Here is a 20133-nt window from a genome sequence, read left to right as displayed (position 1 = left end):
GCGCGGATCATGGACATGAGCGGCACGATCCCGGATCCACCGGCAATCAGCTGAACGGGGTTGGTGTCCGTCGGTTTCCAGTGGTTCCGGAACCAAGCCCACGGGCCACACCCACGGTGTCGGAGCTATTCAGCCCTCGATTGCCACAATTTCCGACTTGGCCACCTTCGCCACTTTGACGTTGCGGCGCATCCGGCTTTCAAGCCACTTGGCGATTCCAGCCAGGATCAGGCACATTCCGACGTACAGGACACCGGCGATGATCGCGGAAGGAATGATGGGCGAACCGTACTGGGCCTGGCTTCCGAAGTACTTCGCTTGGAAGAGGATCTCGTTGTAGGTCACGATGAAGCCCAAAGCCGTGTCCTTGAGGATGACCACGAGCTGGGAGATGATCACCGGGAGCATTGAGCGGACCGCCTGCGGAAGCAGGATGTTTGTCATGACCGCGCTCTTCGGCAGTCCGATGGCGTAGCCGGCCTCGCTTTGGCCGCGGGGGAGCGCTTCGATCCCGGCGCGGAAGACTTCAGCGAGCACTGACCCGTTGTAGAGCACCAGGCCTGCAACGACTGCCGTGAAAGGCGTGATCCCCTGGACGCCGAGCGGAGGAAGCCCGTAGTAGAAGATCATCATGAGGATCAGCAAAGGAATGGCACGGAAGAGTTCCGTGAACCCGTAGCAGGGCAAGCTGATCCACTTGCGGTCGGAGAGCCTGCCGAAGGCCAGGAAGACACCCAGCACCAGGCTGAGCACGGCCGCCGTGGCAAACGCCGAAAGCGTGGCACCCACCGATTGGATGATGGTCTGCTGAACCAGCGGGAAGGTGAACAAGTGCCACTTCTTCTCATCGAACTGGCCGCTTTGGGCGAAGCGAAGGACGATGAATCCGACGATGGCGATAATGACCAAAGCAGTCACGACGCCGAGGATCCGGTAGCGTGCGCGGGCCTTTGGGCCCGGGGCGTCGAAAAGGACCGAGCTCATCGGGCCACCTTCCATTTCTTTTCGAGCTTCCGCTGGGCAAAGGAAAGAATGAAAACGAGCAGAACGAAGATCAGTGCGACCCATAGCAGCCCGGCCATGGCAGGCTCGCCGCGCTCGGAAAGATTCGATCGGATGGCTCCGGCTTCTGCGACCGAGAAGCCGGCAGCCACGGTGGTGTTCTTGAGCAATGCAATGAACACACTGAACATGGGCGGGATGACGGCGCGGAAAGCCTGGGGGAGGATCACCAGCGTCAGGGTTTGCGTAAACGGCAGGCCGATGGCGCGCGCGGCCTCGGCCTGACCGACAGGCACCGTGTTGATGCCGGAGCGTACAGCCTCCGCCACATAAGTAGCGGTGTACAGGCTCAGGCCGACGATTGCAGCGGTCATGAAATCAATTTCCACGAGACCGAGCTTCGGGTAGCCCAGGGCAAAAAAGAACAAGACCAACGTCAACGGGGTGTTGCGTACAACGTTGATATACAACGTGGCCGCGGCGCGCATCGCCGGGATCGGCGAAACACGCAGTGTCGCCACGATGGTGCCCAGGATCAGCGCAAAGAACCCGGCAACGACGAAAAGTATGAGGGTGTTCCGGAACCCTGTGATGAAAAGGTCCGAATTATTCAGCAGCGTATTCACAGAATGGTCGCTTTCAGCCGATATTCGAGGGGGCGGCCGATGGCCGCCCCCTCAACATGGGTTTAGTAGTTGTCCACTGCGGGCTGGGTAACCTTGGTGCCGGACTGTCCCAACGTGGAGTCGTAAATCTTCTGCCACACGGAGCCGCCATCGGTGAACATCTTGTTCACGAACTTGCGGAAGGCGGTGTCGCCCTTCTTCAAGCCCACACCATACTTCTCAACGGTGAACGGCTGGCCGACGACCTTGAGGTTATCGGCGTCCTGGGAGGCATAGCCGATCAGGATTGCCTGGTCAGTGGTCACAGCATCGACCTGGCCGCTCTTGAGGGCCTCGACACACTGCGAGTAGGTGTCGAACTCGGTGGTCTTGGTGCTGGGGAAGTTTGCCTTGATGTTCTGGATGGGAGTTGAGCCCGTGGCTGAACAGACGTTCTTCCCGGACAGGTCCTTCTCGCTGTTGATCGTCGTGTTGGACTTCTTGACCAGCAGGCCTTGACCTGTCACGAAGTAGGGACCGGCGAAATCAATCAGCTGCTTGCGCTTGTCAGTAATGGAGTATGTGCCGACGTAGTAGTCGATGTCGCCGTTCGTGATGGCGGACTCGCGGTTGGCGGAAGGAATCGGCTTGTACTCGATCTTGTCCTTGGAGAAACCGAGCGATGCCGCGATCCACTGGGCAATCTGGATGTCGAAACCGCTGTACTCGCCGGTCGCGGCGTCCTTGAAGCCCAGGCCAGGCTGGTCCTGCTTGACGCCGATCCTGATTTTTCCGTTCGATTTGATCGTGTCGAACGTGGGGCTGCCCGTAATGGACACGTTCTGGGCCACCGTGAACGGCGCGGACTCGCTGCTTGGCGCTGTGGTGGAACCTCCGCCGCCCCCACCGCAGGCGCTCAGGGAAAGGGCGAGCGCCGCGCTTGCAGCGACCAGGAGGGATTTCCTCCGGGTGATAAAAGCCTTCATGATATTCCTTTCATTGTGCGGCCACCCCCGCGGCCTGGATGCGGTAAGTGTCAGTGAGTCAGGAGTTTGGAGAGGAAGTCCTTGGCACGGTTGCTCTGGGGATTAGTGAAGAATTCCTCCGGCTTGGCGTCTTCCACAATCTGGCCATCGGCCATGAAGACAACGCGGTCGGCAGCTTTGCGCGCAAAGCCCATCTCGTGGGTGACCACGATCATGGTCATGCCTTCCTTGGCCAGCTGGACCATGACGTCCAGGACCTCGTTGATCATTTCCGGATCAAGTGCCGAGGTCGGCTCGTCGAACAGCATGACCTTCGGCTTCATGGCGAGCGCCCGGGCAATTGCCACGCGCTGTTGTTGGCCTCCGGACAGCTGTGCAGGCATCTTGGGTGCCTGTTGCCCGACCCCAACCCGTTCCAACAACGCCATGGCGTCCTTGTCCGCGGTTGCTTTGTCCAGTTTCTTGACCTTGATCGGTCCCAGCGTGACGTTCTCCAGGATCGTCTTGTGGGCGAAAAGGTTGAAGGACTGGAAGACCATCCCGACGTCGGCCCGGAGGAGGGCGAGTTCCTTGCCTTCCTCAGGCAGCTTCTTGCCATCGATCGAAATCTCGCCTGAATCGATGGTCTCCAAGCGGTTGATGGCCCGGCACAGCGTGGACTTGCCCGAACCAGATGGCCCGATGACAACCACAACCTCACCCTTTTTCACCTGGAGGTTGATGTCCTTCAGGACATGCAGTTGACCAAAGTGCTTGTTGACGCCATTCAGAGAGACGAGGGCATCGCTGGCGGCTTGAATAGTCATGGGACGAATCTAGCGAAGAAATGATTCAAGATGAGGCAGCTCACAGCAACTTCCGCAGATCGTGATTCAACAGATACCTGCTTTGCAGGTATCTGACAGCAATTGGTGGGTAGAACAGCCAACACCGCAAACAACAGGGCCACGCCGGAACGGCAGCAGCCGCCATCCGCGCTAGCCTTGGTCAATGAGTACCAGCCAGCCCCAAGTTCCTAATCCAGACGCCAATGGCAAGGCCATGAGCAACGGATCGGCAGCGTCAGCTCCGGCCGTAGCCGCGGAGCCGCCCGCCAAGCACAAAGGACCCTTGGAGCTTCGGCGCAAACAGGCCGCCGTGCCGATGTCGGACCAGCGGCTCCTGGACACGAAGGGAGCCGACCACTTCATTCACACCGACCCGTGGCGGGTCCTGCGGATCCAGAGCGAATTCGTTGAAGGATTTGGTGCGCTCGCTGAGCTCGGCCCCGCTGTCAGTGTCTTTGGTTCAGCCCGCACCAAGCCGGGCACCGGCTATTACGATATGGGCGTGCAGGTCGGCCGCCACCTCGCGGAAGCCGGCGTCGCCGTCATCACCGGCGGTGGCCCGGGATCCATGGAAGCCGCAAACAGGGGAGCGGTCGAAGGCAACGGCGTTTCCGTTGGACTGGGAATCGAGCTGCCCTTCGAACAGGGCCTCAACCGCTGGGTGGATCTTGGCATCAACTTCAGGTACTTCTTCGCCCGGAAGACCATGTTCGTCAAGTACGCGCAAGGGTTCATCGTCCTGCCGGGCGGCCTGGGAACCCTGGACGAACTGTTCGAAGCCATGGTCCTGGTGCAGACCCGCAAGGTGACATCGTTCCCGATCGTCCTTCTGGGTGTCGACTTCTGGAGCCCCATGATCGAATGGATCAAGGGAACCCTCGTGGCCGAAGGCATGGTCTCCGCAAAGGACCTGGACCTTATCCAGCTTGTGGACGATCCCGCGGACGCCGTTCACCGGGTCCTGCACGGAATCCCGCGCCCACCCTCGACCAACGGCGACCAGCGCCCGGAGTAGCGTTGCCGGCGCCGAGCTCTCAGCTGAGTCTGGCACGATGGTTGTTGTGAGCTTTTTCCTGGTCTTTCTCGCGATTGTCGTCATCGGTGCCGTGTTGTTCCTCGGTGCCGGAATGGCGGGGTCCAGCCGCGACTCCGGCGCCGGTTTGGATGAACCCGTTCCGAACCTGCCGCCCGTACTGCTGCCAGCCGGAGCCAAGGCGTCCGACGTCGACCGCGTGCGGTTTGCCCTTGGCCTGCGGGGCTACCGGATGGACCAGGTGGATGAGGTGCTCGATGAGCTGCGGGATCAGCTGACCTCCCAAGAGAAGGAAATCCAACGGCTGAACCTGGCCCTTGAAGCAGCCGGGAACCGGGAAGAACCAAAAGAGTGACCCCGTCAGTCCAAACCCGGTCCCCGAAGGGATCCCTGGCCCGAAGGCTGCACCGCTTGGGAGCCCACGCCGCGGGCTGGCCGTGGTGGGTCCAGGTCGCCCTTGTTTACATCGCTTCGAGACTTGTCAGCGCTTGTATCTTCATGGCTGCGGCGTTGCAGCAAGGCGTCAATCCGTGGTTTCCGCCAGGACCGGACTACTGGAACTTCATCACGATCTGGGACGGGCGCTGGTACGCCGAAGCAGTTAACAACGGCTATCCGTCTGTTTTGCCGGTCGATGCGAACGGCGGTGTCGCCGAGAATTCCTGGGCGTTCTATCCGCTCTTCCCCTACCTTGCCAGGGCGCTCGGTGCTCTCACTGGACTGGCGGCCCTGCCGGCGCTGACAGCCATTGCCATGGTGGCAGGGCTCGGGGCGGCCATGGTGGTCTACAAACTGTTCCGGGAATTCGCCGGGCGAAGCACGGCGCTGTGGGCACTGACCTTCTTCTCGATGTTCCCGGTCTCGGCCATACTGCAGGTCCCCTATGCCGAATCCCTCAACACCTTGCTGCTGGCGGGTTCGCTTTTGCTTGTGGTGCGACGCAAGTATCTTGGCGCGATGCCCGTGGTCTTGCTCATGTGCCTGTCGCGGCCCACGGGAGTGCCCTTCGCGGCCATGGCGGGGCTGCTCCTGCTCCACCACTTGTGGAAGAGGTTCGGTCGCCGCCCAGGGCCCGACGCCGTGCCGACGGACACCGTGCCGACCGACACCGTGCCGACGCTCCGTGACCTTGGATCGCTGGCCGCGCTTGTGGTGGTCAGCGTGGCGGGCGCCCTCGCCTGGCCGGCCATTGCCTGGGCAGTCACGGGGGATCCGCTGGCCTACACCAAGACCGAGACTGTTTGGCGCGGGGCCGACCTCATTCCGTTCAAGCCATGGTTCGAGACTGGCCAGATGCTCTTCGGACCGGTGCTCGGTGTTCTGGCGCCGTTTGTCTTCGTGGCGCTCTTTGCCCTGCTGATGTTGAGCAAACCAGTCCGGGCCCTGGGCACCGAGCTGAGGCTATGGTGCACGTGCTACATGGGCTACCTTCTGGTCTTCCTGCACCCCCAGACAAGCACGTTCCGGATGCTCTTGCCCTTGTTCCCCTTGGCGCTCAGCGCGGCCTGGTTGTCTCGCTCGAAGGCCTACCGCGGCACGGTGGTGGTCATGTTCTTCCTCCTCCAGATCGTATGGATCGTCTGGCTGTGGGCGTGGGCGCAGTTGCCGGGCGGCGGCGACTACCCGCCGTGATGCCGCGCGTCCTTTAGCCTGTTCAGGCCCGATCGCGGCCCGCCGGGAAAAGTCCATCAATTAGCTACGGGCGGGTAATTACGAGATAATGGACACAAGCAAGGACAAAGGCACCCTCGGGTGCCCGGCGACGACGACTGAACTGCCATGACTGTCGACGCCGTAAATTCCACGCGGAGCCAGCCCGGCCGGGTTGGCGGGACTTGGGACAACTGGAGGGGATTTTCCTAATGGCGGCTATGAAACCACGTACTGGCGACGGCCCTATGGAAGTAACCAAAGAGGGCCGCAGCCTGATCATGCGTGTGCCGCTCGAAGGCGGAGGACGGCTGGTGGTCGAGCTCAACGCAGCAGAGGCGGCGAACCTCAAGGAATGCCTCGTGGGCGTCACAGAATAGATTCACTGGGCAGGGCCCGGCAGACGAGCCGGCGCCCTGCTTTCATGTTTAAGCCTGAAAGCGATGGCTGGCCGACTACTTCTTTACCGCCACCAGCAAGCCGTCACCTGTGGGAAGCATCGCCGAAGAGAGCCGCTCGTCGTCGCGGATGGCCTTGCCGATCTGGCGCAACACGACGGTGGTGCTTTCCCTGGCGGCCGGGTTGGAAACCTTGTCCTTGTCCAGGGCGTCATTGATGACCAGTGTTCCACCCGACTTGAGCAGCCGGATGGCTTGCTCGACGTAACCGGGAAAGTTGGGTTTGTCGGCGTCGATGAACACGAGATCGTAAGCGGAGTCGGTGAGGCGCGGCAAGACGTCGGCCGCACGGCCCGAGATTGTCCGGGTCCGGTTCGCCGGACTGCCGGATTCCAGGAAGGCCTCGCGGGCGGCCTTGAGGTGCTCGACGTCGACGTCGATAGTGGTCAGGACAGCCTGCGGACTGAGGCCCCGCAGCAGGCACACGCCCGAGACGCCTGCCCCGGAGCCCACCTCCACAACAGTCTGGGCCTTCGACGCCGCGGCCAGGACTGTCAGGACGGCGCCGACGCCGGGGCTCACAGGAGTGACGCCCAGCTCGAAGGAGCGTTCACGGGCGCGAAGCAACACGTCGTCCTCGGCAGGCAGATCTTCTGCGTAGGACCAGCTGGTTGACTTGTCGGCACTCATGGGGTTCGCTTTCCAGGCAGAGGGGTATTGCTTCCAGACTACTGGCTACGGGCCGCCCGGCCCGGACGCCTGCGGCCCGCAATTCTGTGTCTTCCCGCGTGTCCTTGCGGACAATGTTCGCTCTGCGGGAAAAGCCTGCCTGTGATCAGCAAAATCTCAGCCAAGGCTGGGATGATAAATATCCAGCCATCCAAGCGAGGGCCGGCAACGAACTCCTGAGTGACCGGCAGGATGACAAACAGTTTGAGGGGAGCGGACGATGCGGGCATCAAGTGCTGCGCCAGTCCAGACAACGGCAGCAGTCCTGGGTTCCACCGACACGGCCCCTCCGGCCGAGGAATGGGTCAGGCCAAGCTGGGAGGAAGTGGTGGAGAATCACTCCGCCAAGGTCTTCCGCCTTGCCTACCGACTCACGGGAAACAAGTTCGACGCCGAGGACCTCACCCAGGAAGTCTTCGTCAGGGTCTTCCGTTCGCTCGAAAACTTCAAGCCAGGCACACTCGACGGCTGGCTGCACCGCATCACCACCAACCTCTTCCTTGACCAGGCCCGTCGGAAGAGCCGCATACGCTTCGATGCCCTGGCCGAAGACGCCGAATCCCGGCTGCCCGGGCATGAACCCGGTCCCGAGCAGAGCTTCGAGCTGAACAACCTCGATCTTGACGTCCAGCGCGCCTTGGAAGAACTCCCCCCGGACTTTCGCGCCGCCGTCGTGCTTTGCGATCTTGAAGGCCTTTCCTACGACGAAGTTGCCGAAGCACTTGACGTAAAACTGGGGACAGTCAGGTCCCGCATCCACCGCGGACGGACAATGCTCCGTGAAAAGCTGGCGCACCGGGACCCGCGTCCAGTGCAAGCCCGCAAACCCCGGCTCAAGATGCCGCGCATCGCCGGACTCCTTTAGTCGCCGATGGGTTTACTGAAAGGACGACGCGGTGCTTTGACTCGGGGAAATATCCGGCACAGCCGCGCCCCGGGCCACCTGCAGCAATGTTCTCAATGCCACGCCGCGGTACTCCGGGAACGCCAATACCTGGAACGGCTTCGCCGTGCCGCCGTCCCCGAGGCCAGCCAGGATTTCACCAACAGGCTGATCGAACACACCCAGCGGTTGGCGCAAACCGATTTTCCGGAACGCCCTGCGCCCCAGCGAAGCGTGTGGCACGGTATCCGGCTTGCCAGCGCCGCGGCCGGCGGACTCGCCGTGAGTGCCGGAATCCTGGCGGTTGCAGCCTACGCGCTAGGCGGTGAAGTTGCGCCGCAGGCGTCCAACCGTGGAGAGCAGGAAGTCCGGACCCTGGTCAGTTCAACCGTGCCCGGAAACGCCGGAGAGCAACTCCCCGTGACAGGTTCGCAGTTGAGTCTGCCCGTGAGCGTAGCCGGGACGGTGAGCCTGAGCGAGCAGCAGTTGTCCGAACTGCGCAGAGACGGTTGGGCATGTCCCGAGATGGCAAGCATGGGATACCACGTGGTTTCCGCCCGGGCCTTGATGCAGGACGGGCACCCCGCCGTTGAACTGCACCTCAGCGACGGTGACCACCACGCCACCCTCGTGGAGCAGCACTTGGAGGGCAGCGGCGCTTCCGGGACCCAGCTCTCCATCACCCAGGGTGCCCCGTGGCAAGCCGTCTACTCCTCGCCGGTGGCCGTGCTGCGTTATTCCTCCGACATGCCTGCCAACCAGGCTGCGGGGGCCGTTCCTGAGCTCGTGAAGGCGGGCGATTCGCTGGTGGTGGGCCGGCCCGCAGAAAGCAGTTCAGAGACCTGGAATGAACGGCTGCAACGGGGACTCCATGCCCTGGCGGGCCTCGCGGGTTTCTGAGCGGACCAACGGACAAGGTAATCTTCGATACGTGTTTGGAATCAATGGCTCGGAGTTTCTCATCCTGCTGATCATCGGCGTCATCGTGATCGGCCCCAGCCGTTTGCCTGAATACACGCGGAAGCTGACGAATCTGGTCAAGGAACTGCGGCGCATGGCGTCCGGTGCCCGTGAACAGATCAAGGAAGAAGTCGGCATCGACATCGATGAAGTCGACTGGAAGAAGTATGACCCGCGCCAGTACGATCCGCGCCGGATCATCAAGGAAGCTCTGCTCGACGACGACACGAAGCCCGTCAGTGACGGTGCGCCCGCCGCTGTTGCAGCCGTGGACACCCCGGCAAAAGCTCCCGAGCGGGTTGTTGAACGGCTTTCCGTCGGTGAAAAGGCACCCTTCGACGCTGAGGCCACCTAGAAGCTATTTTGGCTGGATCCCGAGGGACATCCCGGCGAGGCCGCGCGGCTTGGCGTTGAGCTTGCCCGCGATGCCCTGAAGTGCCTGTGCGGCAGCCGTCTCCGGAGCCGTCAACACCACGGGGCGGCCCGCGTCTCCGCCTTCGCGCAGACGGATGTCCAAGGGGATCTGTCCCAACAGCGGAACGTCGGTTCCGACGGCGGCGCTCAACCGCTCAGCCAGCACCCGCCCGCCGCCGCTTCCGAACAATTCCATCCTGCCGCCGTCGGGCATCTCCAGGAAGGACATGTTCTCCACGACTCCCGCAAGCTTCTGGCCGGTCTGCGTTGCGATGGTTCCGGCCCTCTCGGCAACATCCGCCGCAGCGGCCTGCGGGGTGGTCACCACGAGGATTTCAGCGTTGGGAAGCAACTGCGCCACCGAGATGGCGATGTCGCCCGTGCCTGGCGGAAGATCCAGGAACAGGGCATCCAGATCGCCGAAATAGACGTCCGTAAGGAATTGCTCCAGTGCACGGTGGAGCATGGGCCCGCGCCAGGCCACCGCCTTGTTTCCGGAAACAAACATGCCAATCGAGATCACCTTCACGCCGAAGGCCACGGGCGGAAGGATCATGTCGTCCACCCGTGTGGGCTGCTGCGTGATTCCCATGAGGGCCGGGACGGAGAAACCGTGGACATCGGCGTCGACGATTCCTACGCGCAGTCCCTGCGCAGCGAGGGCACACGCAAGGTTGACCGTCACCGAGGACTTTCCCACACCGCCCTTGCCGCTGGCGACGGCGAAGACCTTCGTCAGGGATCCCGGCTCGTTGAAGGGGATTCCGCGTTGTCCGCCGGCGCCCCGCAGCCGCTCCTTGAGGGCGTCGCGTTGCGGCTGCGTCATCACCTTGAGTTCGACCTCGACGCCCGTCACGCCCGGAACCCTCGCAAGGGCAGCGGTGGCGTCGGCCGTGATCGTCTCACGCAGGGGGCAGCCGGCGATGGTCAGCAGCACCGCAACCCGGACGGTTCCGTCCGGGTTGGCCTCGACCGAATCCAGCATCCCCAACTCCGTGATGGGACGGCGGAGTTCGGGATCGATGACGGTTGCCAAGGCAGCGTTGAGGGCCTCGGCAGATGGTGTGCTCATGGCTTGGATGTTCAGCTTTCAGGCTGGGCGGGGGAACCCGGGCTCGGCGAGGTGCCGACTGTTGAGAGTCCGGATTCTGCTTGGGTTGCGCTGGAATGCGCAGGGTGGATTTTCGGGATCTGCTGTGTGCGGGGATTACGCTGTTTGTCGCGCTTTTCCTTGGCCTTGTCTTTGGCTTTCTCGCCATTGTTCGCGCCATCGCGATTGTTCGTGCCCATTTCTTCCTGGGCTTCGAGCAGATCCGACAGCAGCGAGCGGAGTTCGGCACGCACGTAGTCCCTGGTGGCGACCTCGCGCAGGGCGATACGAAGAGCCGCGACCTCGCGGGTCAGGTATTCGGTGTCCGCAAGATTGCGTTCGTCACGGGCGCGGTCCTGCTCGATTGTCACGCGGTCCCTGTCATCCTGGCGGTTCTGGGCCAACAGGATCAGGGGCGCAGCGTAGGAGGCCTGCGTGGAGAAGAAAAGATTGAGGAGGATGAACGGGTAGGGATCCCATTGGAAGCCGAAGAGGCCAACAACGTTGAACGCGATCCAGACGATCACGAAGATCGTCATGTAGAACAGGAAATTCGCCGTACCCATGTACCGGGCGAAGCGCTCGGCAAATCGGCCGAAGGCATCGGGATCGCTGCCGAAATTCGGCAACATGCGCGAACGCAGCTCGAGCGGTGTGTCCAGTCCTCCGCTGGTGGGCTTCTCAGCCAATTCGGCCTCCTAGTTTCCTGATCGGGGCTCCGTCTTCGTGGGTTCGCCAGTCGTCCGGGAGCAAATGGTCCAGGAGGTCATCAACAGTCACCGCCCCCACGAGGCGACCGGCGCTGTTCACGACCGGGAGGGAGTTGAGGTTGTAGGAGGCCATGGTGTGGCTGACCTCGCTGACGCTTGCGTGATCGGAAACCGGCTCAAGGTTCTTGTCCACGATGCTGCCCAGCTGTTCGGGCGGGGCGCTGCGGAGCAATTGCTGGATGTGAACGACGCCGAGGAAACGTCCCGTGGGGGTCTCCAGCGGCGGACGGCAGATAAAGATGGCCGAGGCCAGGGCGGGTGAGAGCTCCTCGCTGCGCACATGGGCCAGCGCTTCAGCGACCGTGGCTTCCGGGGGCAGGATGACGGGGACCGGGGTCATGAGGCCGCCGGCAGTGTCTTCGTCATACTGCAGAAGCCTGCGGACGTCGTCAGCCTCGTCGGGCTCCATCAGGAGCAGCAGTTCCTCGGCCTTCGCGGAAGGCAGGTCTGCCAACAGGTCCGCGGCGTCGTCCGGGTCCATCTCTTCCAGCACGTCGGCTGCGCGTTCGTTGTCCAGGGCGGACAGGAGGGTTACCTGGTCTTCTTCCGGCAATTCCTGGAGCACGTCGGCGAGGCGTTCGTCCTGCAGCTCGCTGGCCACTTCGATCCGTCGCTTGTCCGACATCTCCTGGAGCGCGTCCGCGAAGTCGGCCGGTTTGAGGTCCTCGTGCGTGGCGACGAAGTGGCTGGCGCCCTGGGGATCGTTCTCGGAGCCCTGCAGCGTATCCGCCCAGTCCACCAGCAGTGTGTGACCGCGGCGCAGCCCCCGAAGCCTGGAGGTAGACGTCCCGCGTCGAACGAAAAGTTTGGAGACCAGCCAGTCACCATTGCGCTGCTGGTCCATGGCGATGTCTTCGATGATGGCGTCGCCGCTGCCGTCCTTGAGCGTCACCTTGCGGTCGAACAGCTCGCCGACCACCAGCTGCTCAGCACCGCGTTGCTGGAAGCGGCGCAGATTGACCAGGCCGGTGCAGATAATCTGGCTCTGGTCCATTGATGTCAGCCTGGTCATGGGTACGAAGACGCGCTTCTTGCCCGGAACTTCGACGACGATACCCACCGCGTGCGGCGCCCCGCGCAAGCCGCGGGAGAGCACCACGACGTCGCGCAGCCGGCCCAGGCGATCGCCCAGGGGGTCGAAAACGTCGAGGCCGAGCAAGCGCGCAACAAAGATGCGTGAAGGATTTGTGCTCACCCTTACAGGCTACCGAGTCTGCTCTCTTTTAGCTGAATTTCAGCCGGTTCACATGTGTATGGGACAGAATGGGGGTATGGCGAACATTTTCGGTGCCCCTAAGGCCACGGAGGAATCCCGCAGCGTCCCCAAGGGCGACACTGTGGGCTCTTACACTTCCTATCTCGATGCCCAGAAGGCGGTGGATTATCTTGCCGACCAGCAGTTCCCCGTCCAGCATGTCTCCATTGTCGGAAACGACCTCAAAATGGTGGAGCGGGTCACGGGACGGCTCAGTTACCCCCGGGTCGCTTTGTCCGGCGCCCTGAGCGGTATGTGGTTCGGCCTGTTCGTGGGCGTCATGCTTTCGTTCTTTACCCCGGCCGGCGGCCCCTTCTCGATTGTGACGTCGGTTCTCATGGGTGCGGCATTCTTCATGCTCTTCGGGATCGTCACCTACGCTGCGCAGCGCGGGAAGCGGGACTTCACCTCCACCAGCCAGGTAGTGGCGACGAACTATGACGTCATTGTCGCGCTTGAGGCATCACACGAAGCCCGCCGTCTCCTTCACCAGCTGCCGATGAATCCTTCCGAGGCAGCCTTCGGCCGGCCGCCGCAGGCATACACGCCGCAGGACTACCGGAACCCGCCGGTCCATCCGAACGCACCACAGGGCCCGGCCCCGGAACGTCCAGCGTCCTGGCAGGACCCTTATGGCCAGCGTGGACCCGAAGCCGGACAGGGAACGGCCGGCGAGCCCGCCCAGCCTGCCCCGGCCCCGCGGCCTGCCGGCGTTCGCTACCCGGACCTTCCCGACGGCCGCCCGCAGTACGGTGTACGGGTGAACGAACCCGGAACCGGCGAGCAAGCCGCCAACGGTGAGGACCCGGCCAAGCAGTAGCTATTGCGGGACAGGGGCCGAATGGCCACCCAGGCCGCTATCGGCCATTACTCAGCCCTCAGGGCAGCTACCGGCTCTATTCGAGCCGCCCTGCGGCTCGGTCCTATCGCCGCAAGGCATAACGCCGTCAAGGTGACAATTGCGATTCCACTGAATGCCAGGACGGTGACAGCAGGACTCAGGGTTACGCCGAGTGCCCCGGCGACAAGCTGGGTCAGGACCCACCCGGCCAACTGACCAACGAGAAGGCCCCCTGCCAAGGACGCAATTCCGATCAAGAGCGCGTCAGCGGCAACGAGCCTCGTTATGTCGCCTCGGGTGGCACCAACCGCGCGCAGCATCCCGAACTCTTTCTCCCGGCGAGCGACGCCGACTGAGAACAGACCGGCGGCGCCGATCGCGCCGAGACTAAGCGCAAGGACCACGATGCCGAAGGCAACTCCGGCGTACGAACCGAGCTCTGATTCTGCGCGCTCCCTCATTTTGGCGGCCGTGATCACCGAAACCCCAGGGATGTCGGCAACCGAATCAGCGATCAGGTCCCGGAGCGCTGCGACGTCGACGCCCGGCTTCGCTTCCACATTCCAGCCGTTGGATCCAGTGATTCCGAGCTCGTCTGCGGTGTCGCGACCCATCACCACCTGGTTCCCCGTTGCCAAGGATGCAAACGTCCCAACGACGCGAAGCGAGAGGGTCTTCCCGGCCCGACTTAATCTGACAGTGTCGCCCAAGGAAATGTCGTTGCTCGCGGCGAGAGCTTCAGGAATGATGACCGCACCTCCATTTTTCAGGGCAAGGGGTGCGGACCCGTCACTTCCTTGGCGCCATGGAAGCTGAGCTGTGGCGAAGTAGCTGTTTGGATCAACAGCCAGGATTGCAATCTGGCTCGTCGTGCCCTGGAACTCTAATGCTCCCCGGTCCCAAACGGTGTCGGAAACCCTGTTGATCATTTGAATCGACCCCAGACGTTCGTCTAATTTTTCCGTGATGGGTGTCGTGGACGAAATTTGAACGTCGGCCCCGAATTGGCGGGCAATCTGTTCCATCATCGCGCTCCTTACCGAGCCGACCCCGATCACAAGGGCTGCACCCAGGCAGACGACAACGCCCATGATGGCCGTCGTGGAGTCGAGCGACGCGTGTTTGCGCAGGCGCTGAGCCGCGGCCCTGCCGGTCCATCCCTTGAAGATCTGTAGCCTGGTGGCGGCGACGAGAATTAACGGGGCGAGGAAACCAACAGCGGCCAGCGAGAGGGCGACGCCAACGACCTTTACGACGACGGAGTCAAGCCAGTAGCTGCCGACTCCCAATATGAGGAAAATGATGCCGACGACGGCACGGAGTCTCTGCCCGGACCTGCGCTCCGCGACTTCAGGCGAGATGGCCAAAAGAGGGGCCTGGCGTAGCACTTTGACTAGCGCCCGGGCCGCCCCGGCGCAGCCCGCAGCGATGCCGCTCGTGATGGCAAGCAGAAATTCCCAAAGTCCGGCCGCTACAGTTGCCGGAGGTATGTTGCCGATCAACGAGAGGACTTGGTTGAGGATCCAGCTGACGCCAAACCCAAGCCCCAACCCGAGCACCGAGCACGCGAACGCAAGCATCAGCGCCTCACACAGGACGGCGCCTGCCAGCCAGGAACCGCGGGCACCGACAGCCCTCATGACTCCGTAGGTCAGGCGGCGGGCATTCACCACGGATTGGAACGCCGTCGCTGATAGGAGGATGGAGATTCCGAGGACGGTGCAGGAGGCGATCATCAAGATGAGTGAAACAACCGCGATGAGGGGACCGAGGGTCGAGTTGAGGGCAGAAGTGTCCTGCACTTTGAACAGGGGAGGCAGGCTGGACGAATACTCGCTCTGCCAGCGTTCCGCGGAGTGTCCGGCCGCCAGCTGGATGTCAATTCTTGATACCTGGCCCTGCTGGTTGAATATCATCTGGGCGTAAGACAAATCGATAAAGATGTTGTCGTATGCCAGCGGACCAAGAACCCTGCCATTGAACACGCCCGCGACGCGAAGTTGCGTAGTCCCGTCGCTCGACGCGACCACCAACGAATCGTTTACGTCCACCCCTAGGCGCGATGCGACGTCAGCCGGAACCAGGGCCTCGGGCTTGTTTACGGCAGGGAGCCGGCCCCGAAGCTCGAGCCTCATGAGTTGAAGCTCTGTGTTGAACGTGGCCGGGTAACCCGTGACCACGAGCTGGTGGCCTATGCCAACCGTTCCCGCGGGCCGGACGCTCGAAGTCCGAGCCAGAGTCGGTATCCACGTCGCAACGCCAGGGAGGTCCGCTATTTCCGCAACTGCGCTCTCGGGAGCCGTGGTCCCGGGAATAGCCGGCACTACCGCCACGTCGCCCACGCCGGATAATGAACCAACCCCTTGTGAGAGCTGGTCGTTGATAGTTTTCGATGTGAGCAGAGTGCCGAAAATGAGGGCAACGCCGAACACCAGCGCAACAGCCGCGACTCCATATCGTTGAAAATCAAAGCGAAGTTGCCGCAAACCACGAGCGAATGCGCTCATCATGGTGAGAATCTCCCTCCTGCTGTGGCGTGTTGAGGGTCAGGTCAAGTTGATCAAAGATCTTCCCGTCCCGCAGCGCGATGATCCGGTCGGCATAGCTAGCAGCATGTGGATCATGGGTGACCATCAGCCCGCTGGTACGACGATCGTCTCCAATCGCGTCGCGAATCAGGCCGAGAACAATATCCCTATTCCTTGAGTCGAGGCTTCCCGTCGGTTCATCGGCGAGGACGATGCTGGGACTCCCAAACAGCGCTCGACCTACGGCGACCCGCTGACGTTGCCCTCCTGACAACTGATCGGGAAATCTATCGGCATATTCAAGCAGTCCCAGCTGATCGAGGACCACCAGCGCATCTGCTCGCCAACGAAAGCCTCTTTGACCGGAAACAATCGATGACAAAGCGACGTTCTCCACCACCGTCATGCTTGGAACAAGGTGAAATGCCTGGAAAATGAATCCGATATTCTCCCGCCGGAAGATTGTCTTCTGCTTTTCGTCCAACCCGGATACCCGGAGTCCTGCTACGTCGATACTCCCCGCAGTCGGGGAATCGATTCCACCGACCAATTGGAGCAGGGTTGACTTGCCGGATCCAGATGGTCCAATGACGGCGACAAGTTCACCAGGCCGGACCTCCAGCTCAACAATGTCTAGAGCAGCTTTCTCGTTTCCGGCCCCGTCGTCATAGTGGCGACGAACGCCTTTGAGGGAAATGGCGGGAATGCTGCCGGTCATGTCTCGATGGTCCAGACCTGGGGGAGCATCCGGTCAAATTCAAACCACATCTCCCATTCTCCGACGTCTCCGGCAAGAAGCTCCGACTCAATGACATCCCAAACGGCCAGCAGAGAGCGGCGACGTTCATGCCGAGATTCCGGCGCCGGAACAGCAGGATGGTATTTGAGTCGAAACCGGCCGTTGCCGATGGCCCTGAGCGTGAGGGGGACCATAGGGGCACGGGAAACATCGCTCAGGATAACCGGACCTGTGGGAACCATGATGGTCGTCCCCAAGAATGGAATTCGGGCATGGTGTTCACCCACCCCACGAGGGTCCAGTTCAGGGAACATGGAAAAGATCCTGCCTTCACGCAGGGCCGTCAGACCAGAGCGCATCGCAGATGTGCTCCCGAGCTGGATCCCGCGGAAGTCCAAATCAGGAAAGGACGCTGCGCGGATCTCGTCAAAATTCATCCGATTGTAGAGCGTCGTCGTCGGCATTTCATATGCGAGCATGGGAATTGCCAGATATGAGGGTCCCAGATGCAGCGGGAGCGCGATGACCCCTCGGCCAGAGGATGCCGCTTGGTGAAGGTGCTCGCGTCCATCGACGGTGACAACGTCGCGGAACAGGGTCTCAGGCTCTTTCATCCACAGATTGATGAAAGTCGATTCAAACTGCAGCTTCGGTCCGTAGCCAGCAAAGCTCGTGGCGTGCAGTTCCTTGTCAAAGCCTTCAAGCCCCGGGACAGCATTCATGAAATCCAAGGCCCGGGCCCTCAGGACCTCGAAACTGTCTACGTCCGGTTGTTTTGCCCGGTAGATGGGCCGATCGAGGGCGTCCAGCTCCTTCATGAGCTTCCACGCGCCAGCGGGCCCAGCGGCATGGATCGCCTCATAGAAATTCTTGTGCTTTGGAAATTCGAAAATATTGAACAGTGGCAAGCGCACGCAGTCCCCCCAAATTCAGTGTTGTTCGTATCCTTGCTATCTCAGGCGGTTCGTTGGTGGCGAAGCACAAGCCTCGCCACCAAACGAACCGCGTCGTTAGGTCAGGTGCACAGGCACCCGCTGTTACAGGCCAGGGTGGCTCCCGCCTCCAGCACATCTTCTGAGATCATCTCCATGTGTGTTCACCTCCTTGCTTTGACTGATTCGAAGATGGAGAGATGCCGCTTCGCAGCATGGCAACAGCACCAAAAGGCGGATCGTCTGTCGGGGCTGCGCCTAGGAGGAGGGTACAAGTGCCGAAGGGCGTCTCCGTGTGGATTTCGCCAATCTAAGTGGTCAAATCCGCAAATCTCAGTGTAAAAATCCCGAAATTAAGTGGACGGCAGCCGCCATCTACGTGTTGGCTCGGGATTTCATGACGAGGGACCCAGCTCGATGGATGCTGTGAAGAGGAAACGATATGCCTCCTACCAGAGCGAATGGGGTACTGTTGCGCCGAACCTGCTGAACACGGACTTCGAAGCCAACGCCCCGAACTAGAAGTGGGCTACGGACGTGACAGAGTTCACCGCCCGAGACCGGACGCTCTACCTGCCACCGGTGATGGACCTCTTCGACCGGCAGATCATCTCCTATTCGATCGGGTCCTCCCCGAACTTGGAGCTCACCAACGCTTCACTGCGCGAATAAATCGCGGGTACAACTCCGAGCGGATCTCCACAAAGCTCGAGGGCCTGAGCCCGGTGCAAAACCGTGCTCAGGCCCTCGCGGCCTAGACTCTTTTTTGGCCAGCCCAGCTTCAGGGCTACCGGATCAACATCCGGTAGCCCTCCTCTTGCGATTGCTCAGCAGTTACGCTTCGGCGTCCTGGTAGATGCCCGCCATCCAGGACTCGACGTCGTCGGCCTTGCGGGGGAGAGCGGCGCTGAGGTTTACCGGGCCGTCTGCCGTCATCAGGATGTCGTCCTCGATCCGGACGCCGATTCCTCGGTATTCCTCCGGAATGGCAAGGTCCTCGTTCTTGAAGTAGAGCCCGGGTTCGATGGTGAACACCATGCCCTCGGTGAGTACGCCGTCCAGGTACAGGTCACGCCTGGCCTGGGCACAGTCGTGGACGTCCAGGCCCAGGTGGTGGCTCGTACCGTGCGGCATCCAGCGGCGGTGCTGCTGGCCTTCGGTACTGATGGCTTCCTCGACGGAGACCGGAAGCAGGCCCCACTCGGCCAGGCGCTCTGCGAGGACCGTGGTGGCCGCAGTGTGGATATCGCGGAACTTTACGCCCGGCTGGGCCGCGGCGAATCCGGCGTCGGCTGCATCAAGGACGGCTTCGTAGACCTTGCGCTGGACGTCGGAGAACTTTCCGTTGGCGGGAATGGTGCGCGTGACGTCGGCGGTGTAGAGCGAATCTGCCTCCACGCCGGCGTCGAGCAGCACGAGTTCCCCGGCGTTGACCTTGCCCGTGTTCCGCGTCCAGTGCAGCACCGTGGCGTTGTTTCCGGCAGCAGCGATGGTGTCGTAGCCGAGCTCGTTCCCTTCTTCACGGGCACGCGCGAAGAAAGCACCTTCGATGACGCGCTCGCCGCGGTGGTGGGTCATGGCGCGGGGGAGGGCGCGGACGACGTCGGCGAAACCCTCCACGGTCGCGGACACGGCGATCTTCATTTGCTCGATTTCCCAGGCGTCCTTGAGCAAGCGCAGCTCGGAAAGCGCCTCGCTCAGCAGCTCGTCGAGGGCATCGAGTTCGCCGAGGTCCAGGTTTTCCGGATCCTTGGCTGTGTTGTAGCGGGCGGTGTCCACGAGGGCATCGATGTTCTCGTCGACTTTGCGGACCAGGCGGATGGAGATGCCACCGATTTCCGGGGCACCTACGTTCTTCGTGATGGCCATCTCGAGTTCATCGATGTGCGCGGTCCTGAGCCCGAGGCGCGCTTCGAATTCGGCGAGCGTCGGGCGAGCGCCGATCCAGAACTCGCCGGAACGCGAGTCGGCATAGAACTGTTCCGTGTCCCGGCCGGCCAGCGGACGGAAGTAGAGCGTCGCGAGGTGGTTGCCGCCGTCGTCGCCGGTTCCCTCCTCGACAGGTTCCAGGACCAGCACGGCATCGGGCTCGTGGTCCAGGCCCAAGCCCGTGAGGTGGGCAAAGCCGGAGTGGGGGCGGAAGCGGTAGTCGCAATCGTTCGAGCGGACCTTGAGCGGGCCCGCCGGTACGACGAGGCGCAGGCCCGCGAACTTGTCGGAGATGGCCCGACGACGCGTGGCGGCATGGTCTGCGACGGCGTCACGCGCAGGGGTCACCTGCGGCGCTGGCGCCCAATTGCTGGCCATGAACGCCTTGAAGGCATCGGATGTGGGCCGCTGGGAGCGGTTGTTGACGCGCTCCTCCAGGGGCTGGGAGGCTGTGGTTTCACCGTTTTGGGTGTTATCTGCATCGTTCACCGTCCAATAGTCCCATCAAGGCCGATACTAGGCCAGCGGCGCAACGGTCCAAGCCGTCCCTCATCAAATACGC

At 62.1% G+C, this 20133-nt stretch carries 21 protein-coding genes; 9 read left to right on the top strand and 12 right to left on the bottom strand.

The window, feature by feature from the left end:
- Nucleotides 1-129 precede the first annotated feature (129 nt).
- The 4 genes from AB0323_RS07385 to AB0323_RS07370 form a co-directional block, all read right to left on the bottom strand.
- Nucleotides 130-984, bottom strand: coding sequence for an amino acid ABC transporter permease (locus AB0323_RS07385; protein ID WP_366176728.1), 855 nt, complete (start codon nt 982-984; stop codon nt 130-132).
- The gene (locus AB0323_RS07380; protein WP_366176727.1) at nt 981-1628 is read right to left on the bottom strand and encodes an amino acid ABC transporter permease; all 648 of its coding nucleotides are present in this window, start codon (nt 1626-1628) and stop codon (nt 981-983) included. The genes AB0323_RS07385 and AB0323_RS07380 overlap by 4 nt, the downstream gene beginning before the upstream one ends.
- A gap of 62 nt (nt 1629-1690) precedes the next feature.
- Complete coding sequence (locus AB0323_RS07375) at nt 1691-2593, bottom strand: glutamate ABC transporter substrate-binding protein (RefSeq protein WP_366176726.1); 903 nt, start codon at nt 2591-2593, stop codon at nt 1691-1693.
- A gap of 50 nt (nt 2594-2643) precedes the next feature.
- On the bottom strand, nt 2644-3399 hold the full coding sequence (locus AB0323_RS07370; RefSeq protein WP_364532987.1) for an amino acid ABC transporter ATP-binding protein: 756 nt from the start codon (nt 3397-3399) through the stop codon (nt 2644-2646).
- A 235-nt stretch (nt 3400-3634) separates the two neighbouring features.
- Between AB0323_RS07370 and AB0323_RS07365 the strand changes: the two genes are divergently transcribed.
- The 4 genes from AB0323_RS07365 to AB0323_RS07350 all read left to right on the top strand — a co-directional run bounded on the left by AB0323_RS07365 (nt 3635) and on the right by AB0323_RS07350 (nt 6483).
- Nucleotides 3635-4435: a TIGR00730 family Rossman fold protein gene (locus AB0323_RS07365; protein WP_364533773.1), complete on the top strand. Its 801-nt coding sequence runs from the start codon at nt 3635-3637 to the stop codon at nt 4433-4435.
- A gap of 37 nt (nt 4436-4472) precedes the next feature.
- Entirely contained in the window at nt 4473-4808 is a 336-nt protein-coding gene (locus AB0323_RS07360) for a DivIVA domain-containing protein (protein WP_366176725.1), read from the top strand.
- A 35-nt stretch (nt 4809-4843) separates the two neighbouring features.
- Nucleotides 4844-6085: a hypothetical protein gene (locus AB0323_RS07355; RefSeq protein WP_366176740.1), complete on the top strand. Its 1242-nt coding sequence runs from the start codon at nt 4844-4846 to the stop codon at nt 6083-6085.
- A gap of 230 nt (nt 6086-6315) precedes the next feature.
- Nucleotides 6316-6483, top strand: a complete 168-nt coding sequence (locus AB0323_RS07350) for a DUF3117 domain-containing protein (RefSeq protein ID WP_009357720.1) — start codon at nt 6316-6318, stop codon at nt 6481-6483.
- 75 nt (nt 6484-6558) lie between these two features.
- On the opposite strand, the gene AB0323_RS07345 is transcribed toward AB0323_RS07350, so the two are convergent.
- The gene (locus AB0323_RS07345; RefSeq protein WP_366176724.1) at nt 6559-7191 is read right to left on the bottom strand and encodes an O-methyltransferase; all 633 of its coding nucleotides are present in this window, start codon (nt 7189-7191) and stop codon (nt 6559-6561) included.
- 259 nt (nt 7192-7450) lie between these two features.
- Here AB0323_RS07345 and sigE point away from each other — a divergent pair, with 259 nt between their 5' ends.
- Genes sigE through AB0323_RS07330 form a run of 3 tightly spaced genes read left to right on the top strand, consistent with a single transcriptional unit; the run spans nt 7451 to nt 9428 of the window.
- Nucleotides 7451-8095: an RNA polymerase sigma factor SigE gene (gene sigE / locus AB0323_RS07340; RefSeq protein WP_234748318.1), complete on the top strand. Its 645-nt coding sequence runs from the start codon at nt 7451-7453 to the stop codon at nt 8093-8095.
- Between the two features lie 36 nt (nt 8096-8131).
- Nucleotides 8132-9013 carry a hypothetical protein gene (locus AB0323_RS07335; protein ID WP_366176722.1) on the top strand — a complete coding sequence of 294 codons (882 nt, stop codon included), beginning with the start codon at nt 8132-8134 and terminating at the stop codon, nt 9011-9013.
- Nucleotides 9014-9044: 31 nt separating this feature from the next.
- Nucleotides 9045-9428: a twin-arginine translocase TatA/TatE family subunit gene (locus AB0323_RS07330; RefSeq protein WP_364532994.1), complete on the top strand. Its 384-nt coding sequence runs from the start codon at nt 9045-9047 to the stop codon at nt 9426-9428.
- A gap of 3 nt (nt 9429-9431) precedes the next feature.
- On the opposite strand, the gene AB0323_RS07325 is transcribed toward AB0323_RS07330, so the two are convergent.
- Genes AB0323_RS07325 through AB0323_RS07315 form a run of 3 tightly spaced genes read right to left on the bottom strand, consistent with a single transcriptional unit; the run spans nt 9432 to nt 12542 of the window.
- Entirely contained in the window at nt 9432-10559 is a 1128-nt protein-coding gene (locus tag AB0323_RS07325) for an Mrp/NBP35 family ATP-binding protein (RefSeq protein ID WP_366176721.1), read from the bottom strand.
- An 11-nt stretch (nt 10560-10570) separates the two neighbouring features.
- Nucleotides 10571-11209: a DUF1003 domain-containing protein gene (locus AB0323_RS07320; RefSeq protein WP_366176739.1), complete on the bottom strand. Its 639-nt coding sequence runs from the start codon at nt 11207-11209 to the stop codon at nt 10571-10573.
- A gap of 49 nt (nt 11210-11258) precedes the next feature.
- Nucleotides 11259-12542 (bottom strand): CBS domain-containing protein, encoded by a 1284-nt coding sequence (locus tag AB0323_RS07315; RefSeq protein ID WP_364532998.1) that lies wholly within the window; start codon nt 12540-12542, stop codon nt 11259-11261.
- 76 nt (nt 12543-12618) lie between these two features.
- Between AB0323_RS07315 and AB0323_RS07310 the strand changes: the two genes are divergently transcribed.
- Nucleotides 12619-13422: a general stress protein gene (locus AB0323_RS07310; RefSeq protein ID WP_366176720.1), complete on the top strand. Its 804-nt coding sequence runs from the start codon at nt 12619-12621 to the stop codon at nt 13420-13422.
- Between the two features lie 47 nt (nt 13423-13469).
- On the opposite strand, the gene AB0323_RS07305 is transcribed toward AB0323_RS07310, so the two are convergent.
- Genes AB0323_RS07305 through AB0323_RS07295 form a run of 3 tightly spaced genes read right to left on the bottom strand, consistent with a single transcriptional unit; the run spans nt 13470 to nt 17528 of the window.
- The gene (locus AB0323_RS07305) at nt 13470-15953 is read right to left on the bottom strand and encodes an FtsX-like permease family protein (RefSeq protein ID WP_366176719.1); all 2484 of its coding nucleotides are present in this window, start codon (nt 15951-15953) and stop codon (nt 13470-13472) included.
- Nucleotides 15910-16689, bottom strand: a complete 780-nt coding sequence (locus AB0323_RS07300) for an ABC transporter ATP-binding protein (protein WP_366176718.1) — start codon at nt 16687-16689, stop codon at nt 15910-15912. Before AB0323_RS07300 ends, AB0323_RS07305 begins: the two co-directional genes overlap by 44 nt.
- Nucleotides 16686-17528, bottom strand: a complete 843-nt coding sequence (locus AB0323_RS07295) for a lysophospholipid acyltransferase family protein (protein ID WP_366176717.1) — start codon at nt 17526-17528, stop codon at nt 16686-16688. Before AB0323_RS07295 ends, AB0323_RS07300 begins: the two co-directional genes overlap by 4 nt.
- 651 nt (nt 17529-18179) lie before the next feature.
- Between AB0323_RS07295 and AB0323_RS07290 the strand changes: the two genes are divergently transcribed.
- A complete protein-coding gene (locus AB0323_RS07290; protein WP_366176716.1) occupies nt 18180-18314 on the top strand; it encodes a hypothetical protein in 135 nt (44 codons plus the stop codon).
- 162 nt (nt 18315-18476) lie between these two features.
- Here AB0323_RS07290 and AB0323_RS07285 read toward each other — a convergent pair whose 3' ends face one another.
- The gene (locus AB0323_RS07285) at nt 18477-20060 is read right to left on the bottom strand and encodes an aminopeptidase P family protein (RefSeq protein WP_366176715.1); all 1584 of its coding nucleotides are present in this window, start codon (nt 20058-20060) and stop codon (nt 18477-18479) included.
- Nucleotides 20061-20133 lie beyond the last annotated feature (73 nt).

The organism is Arthrobacter sp. NPDC080031 (genome assembly GCF_040702485.1).
Lineage (GTDB): Bacteria > Actinomycetota > Actinomycetes > Actinomycetales > Micrococcaceae > Arthrobacter.
This window is presented reverse-complemented; position numbering and strand designations above follow the sequence as displayed.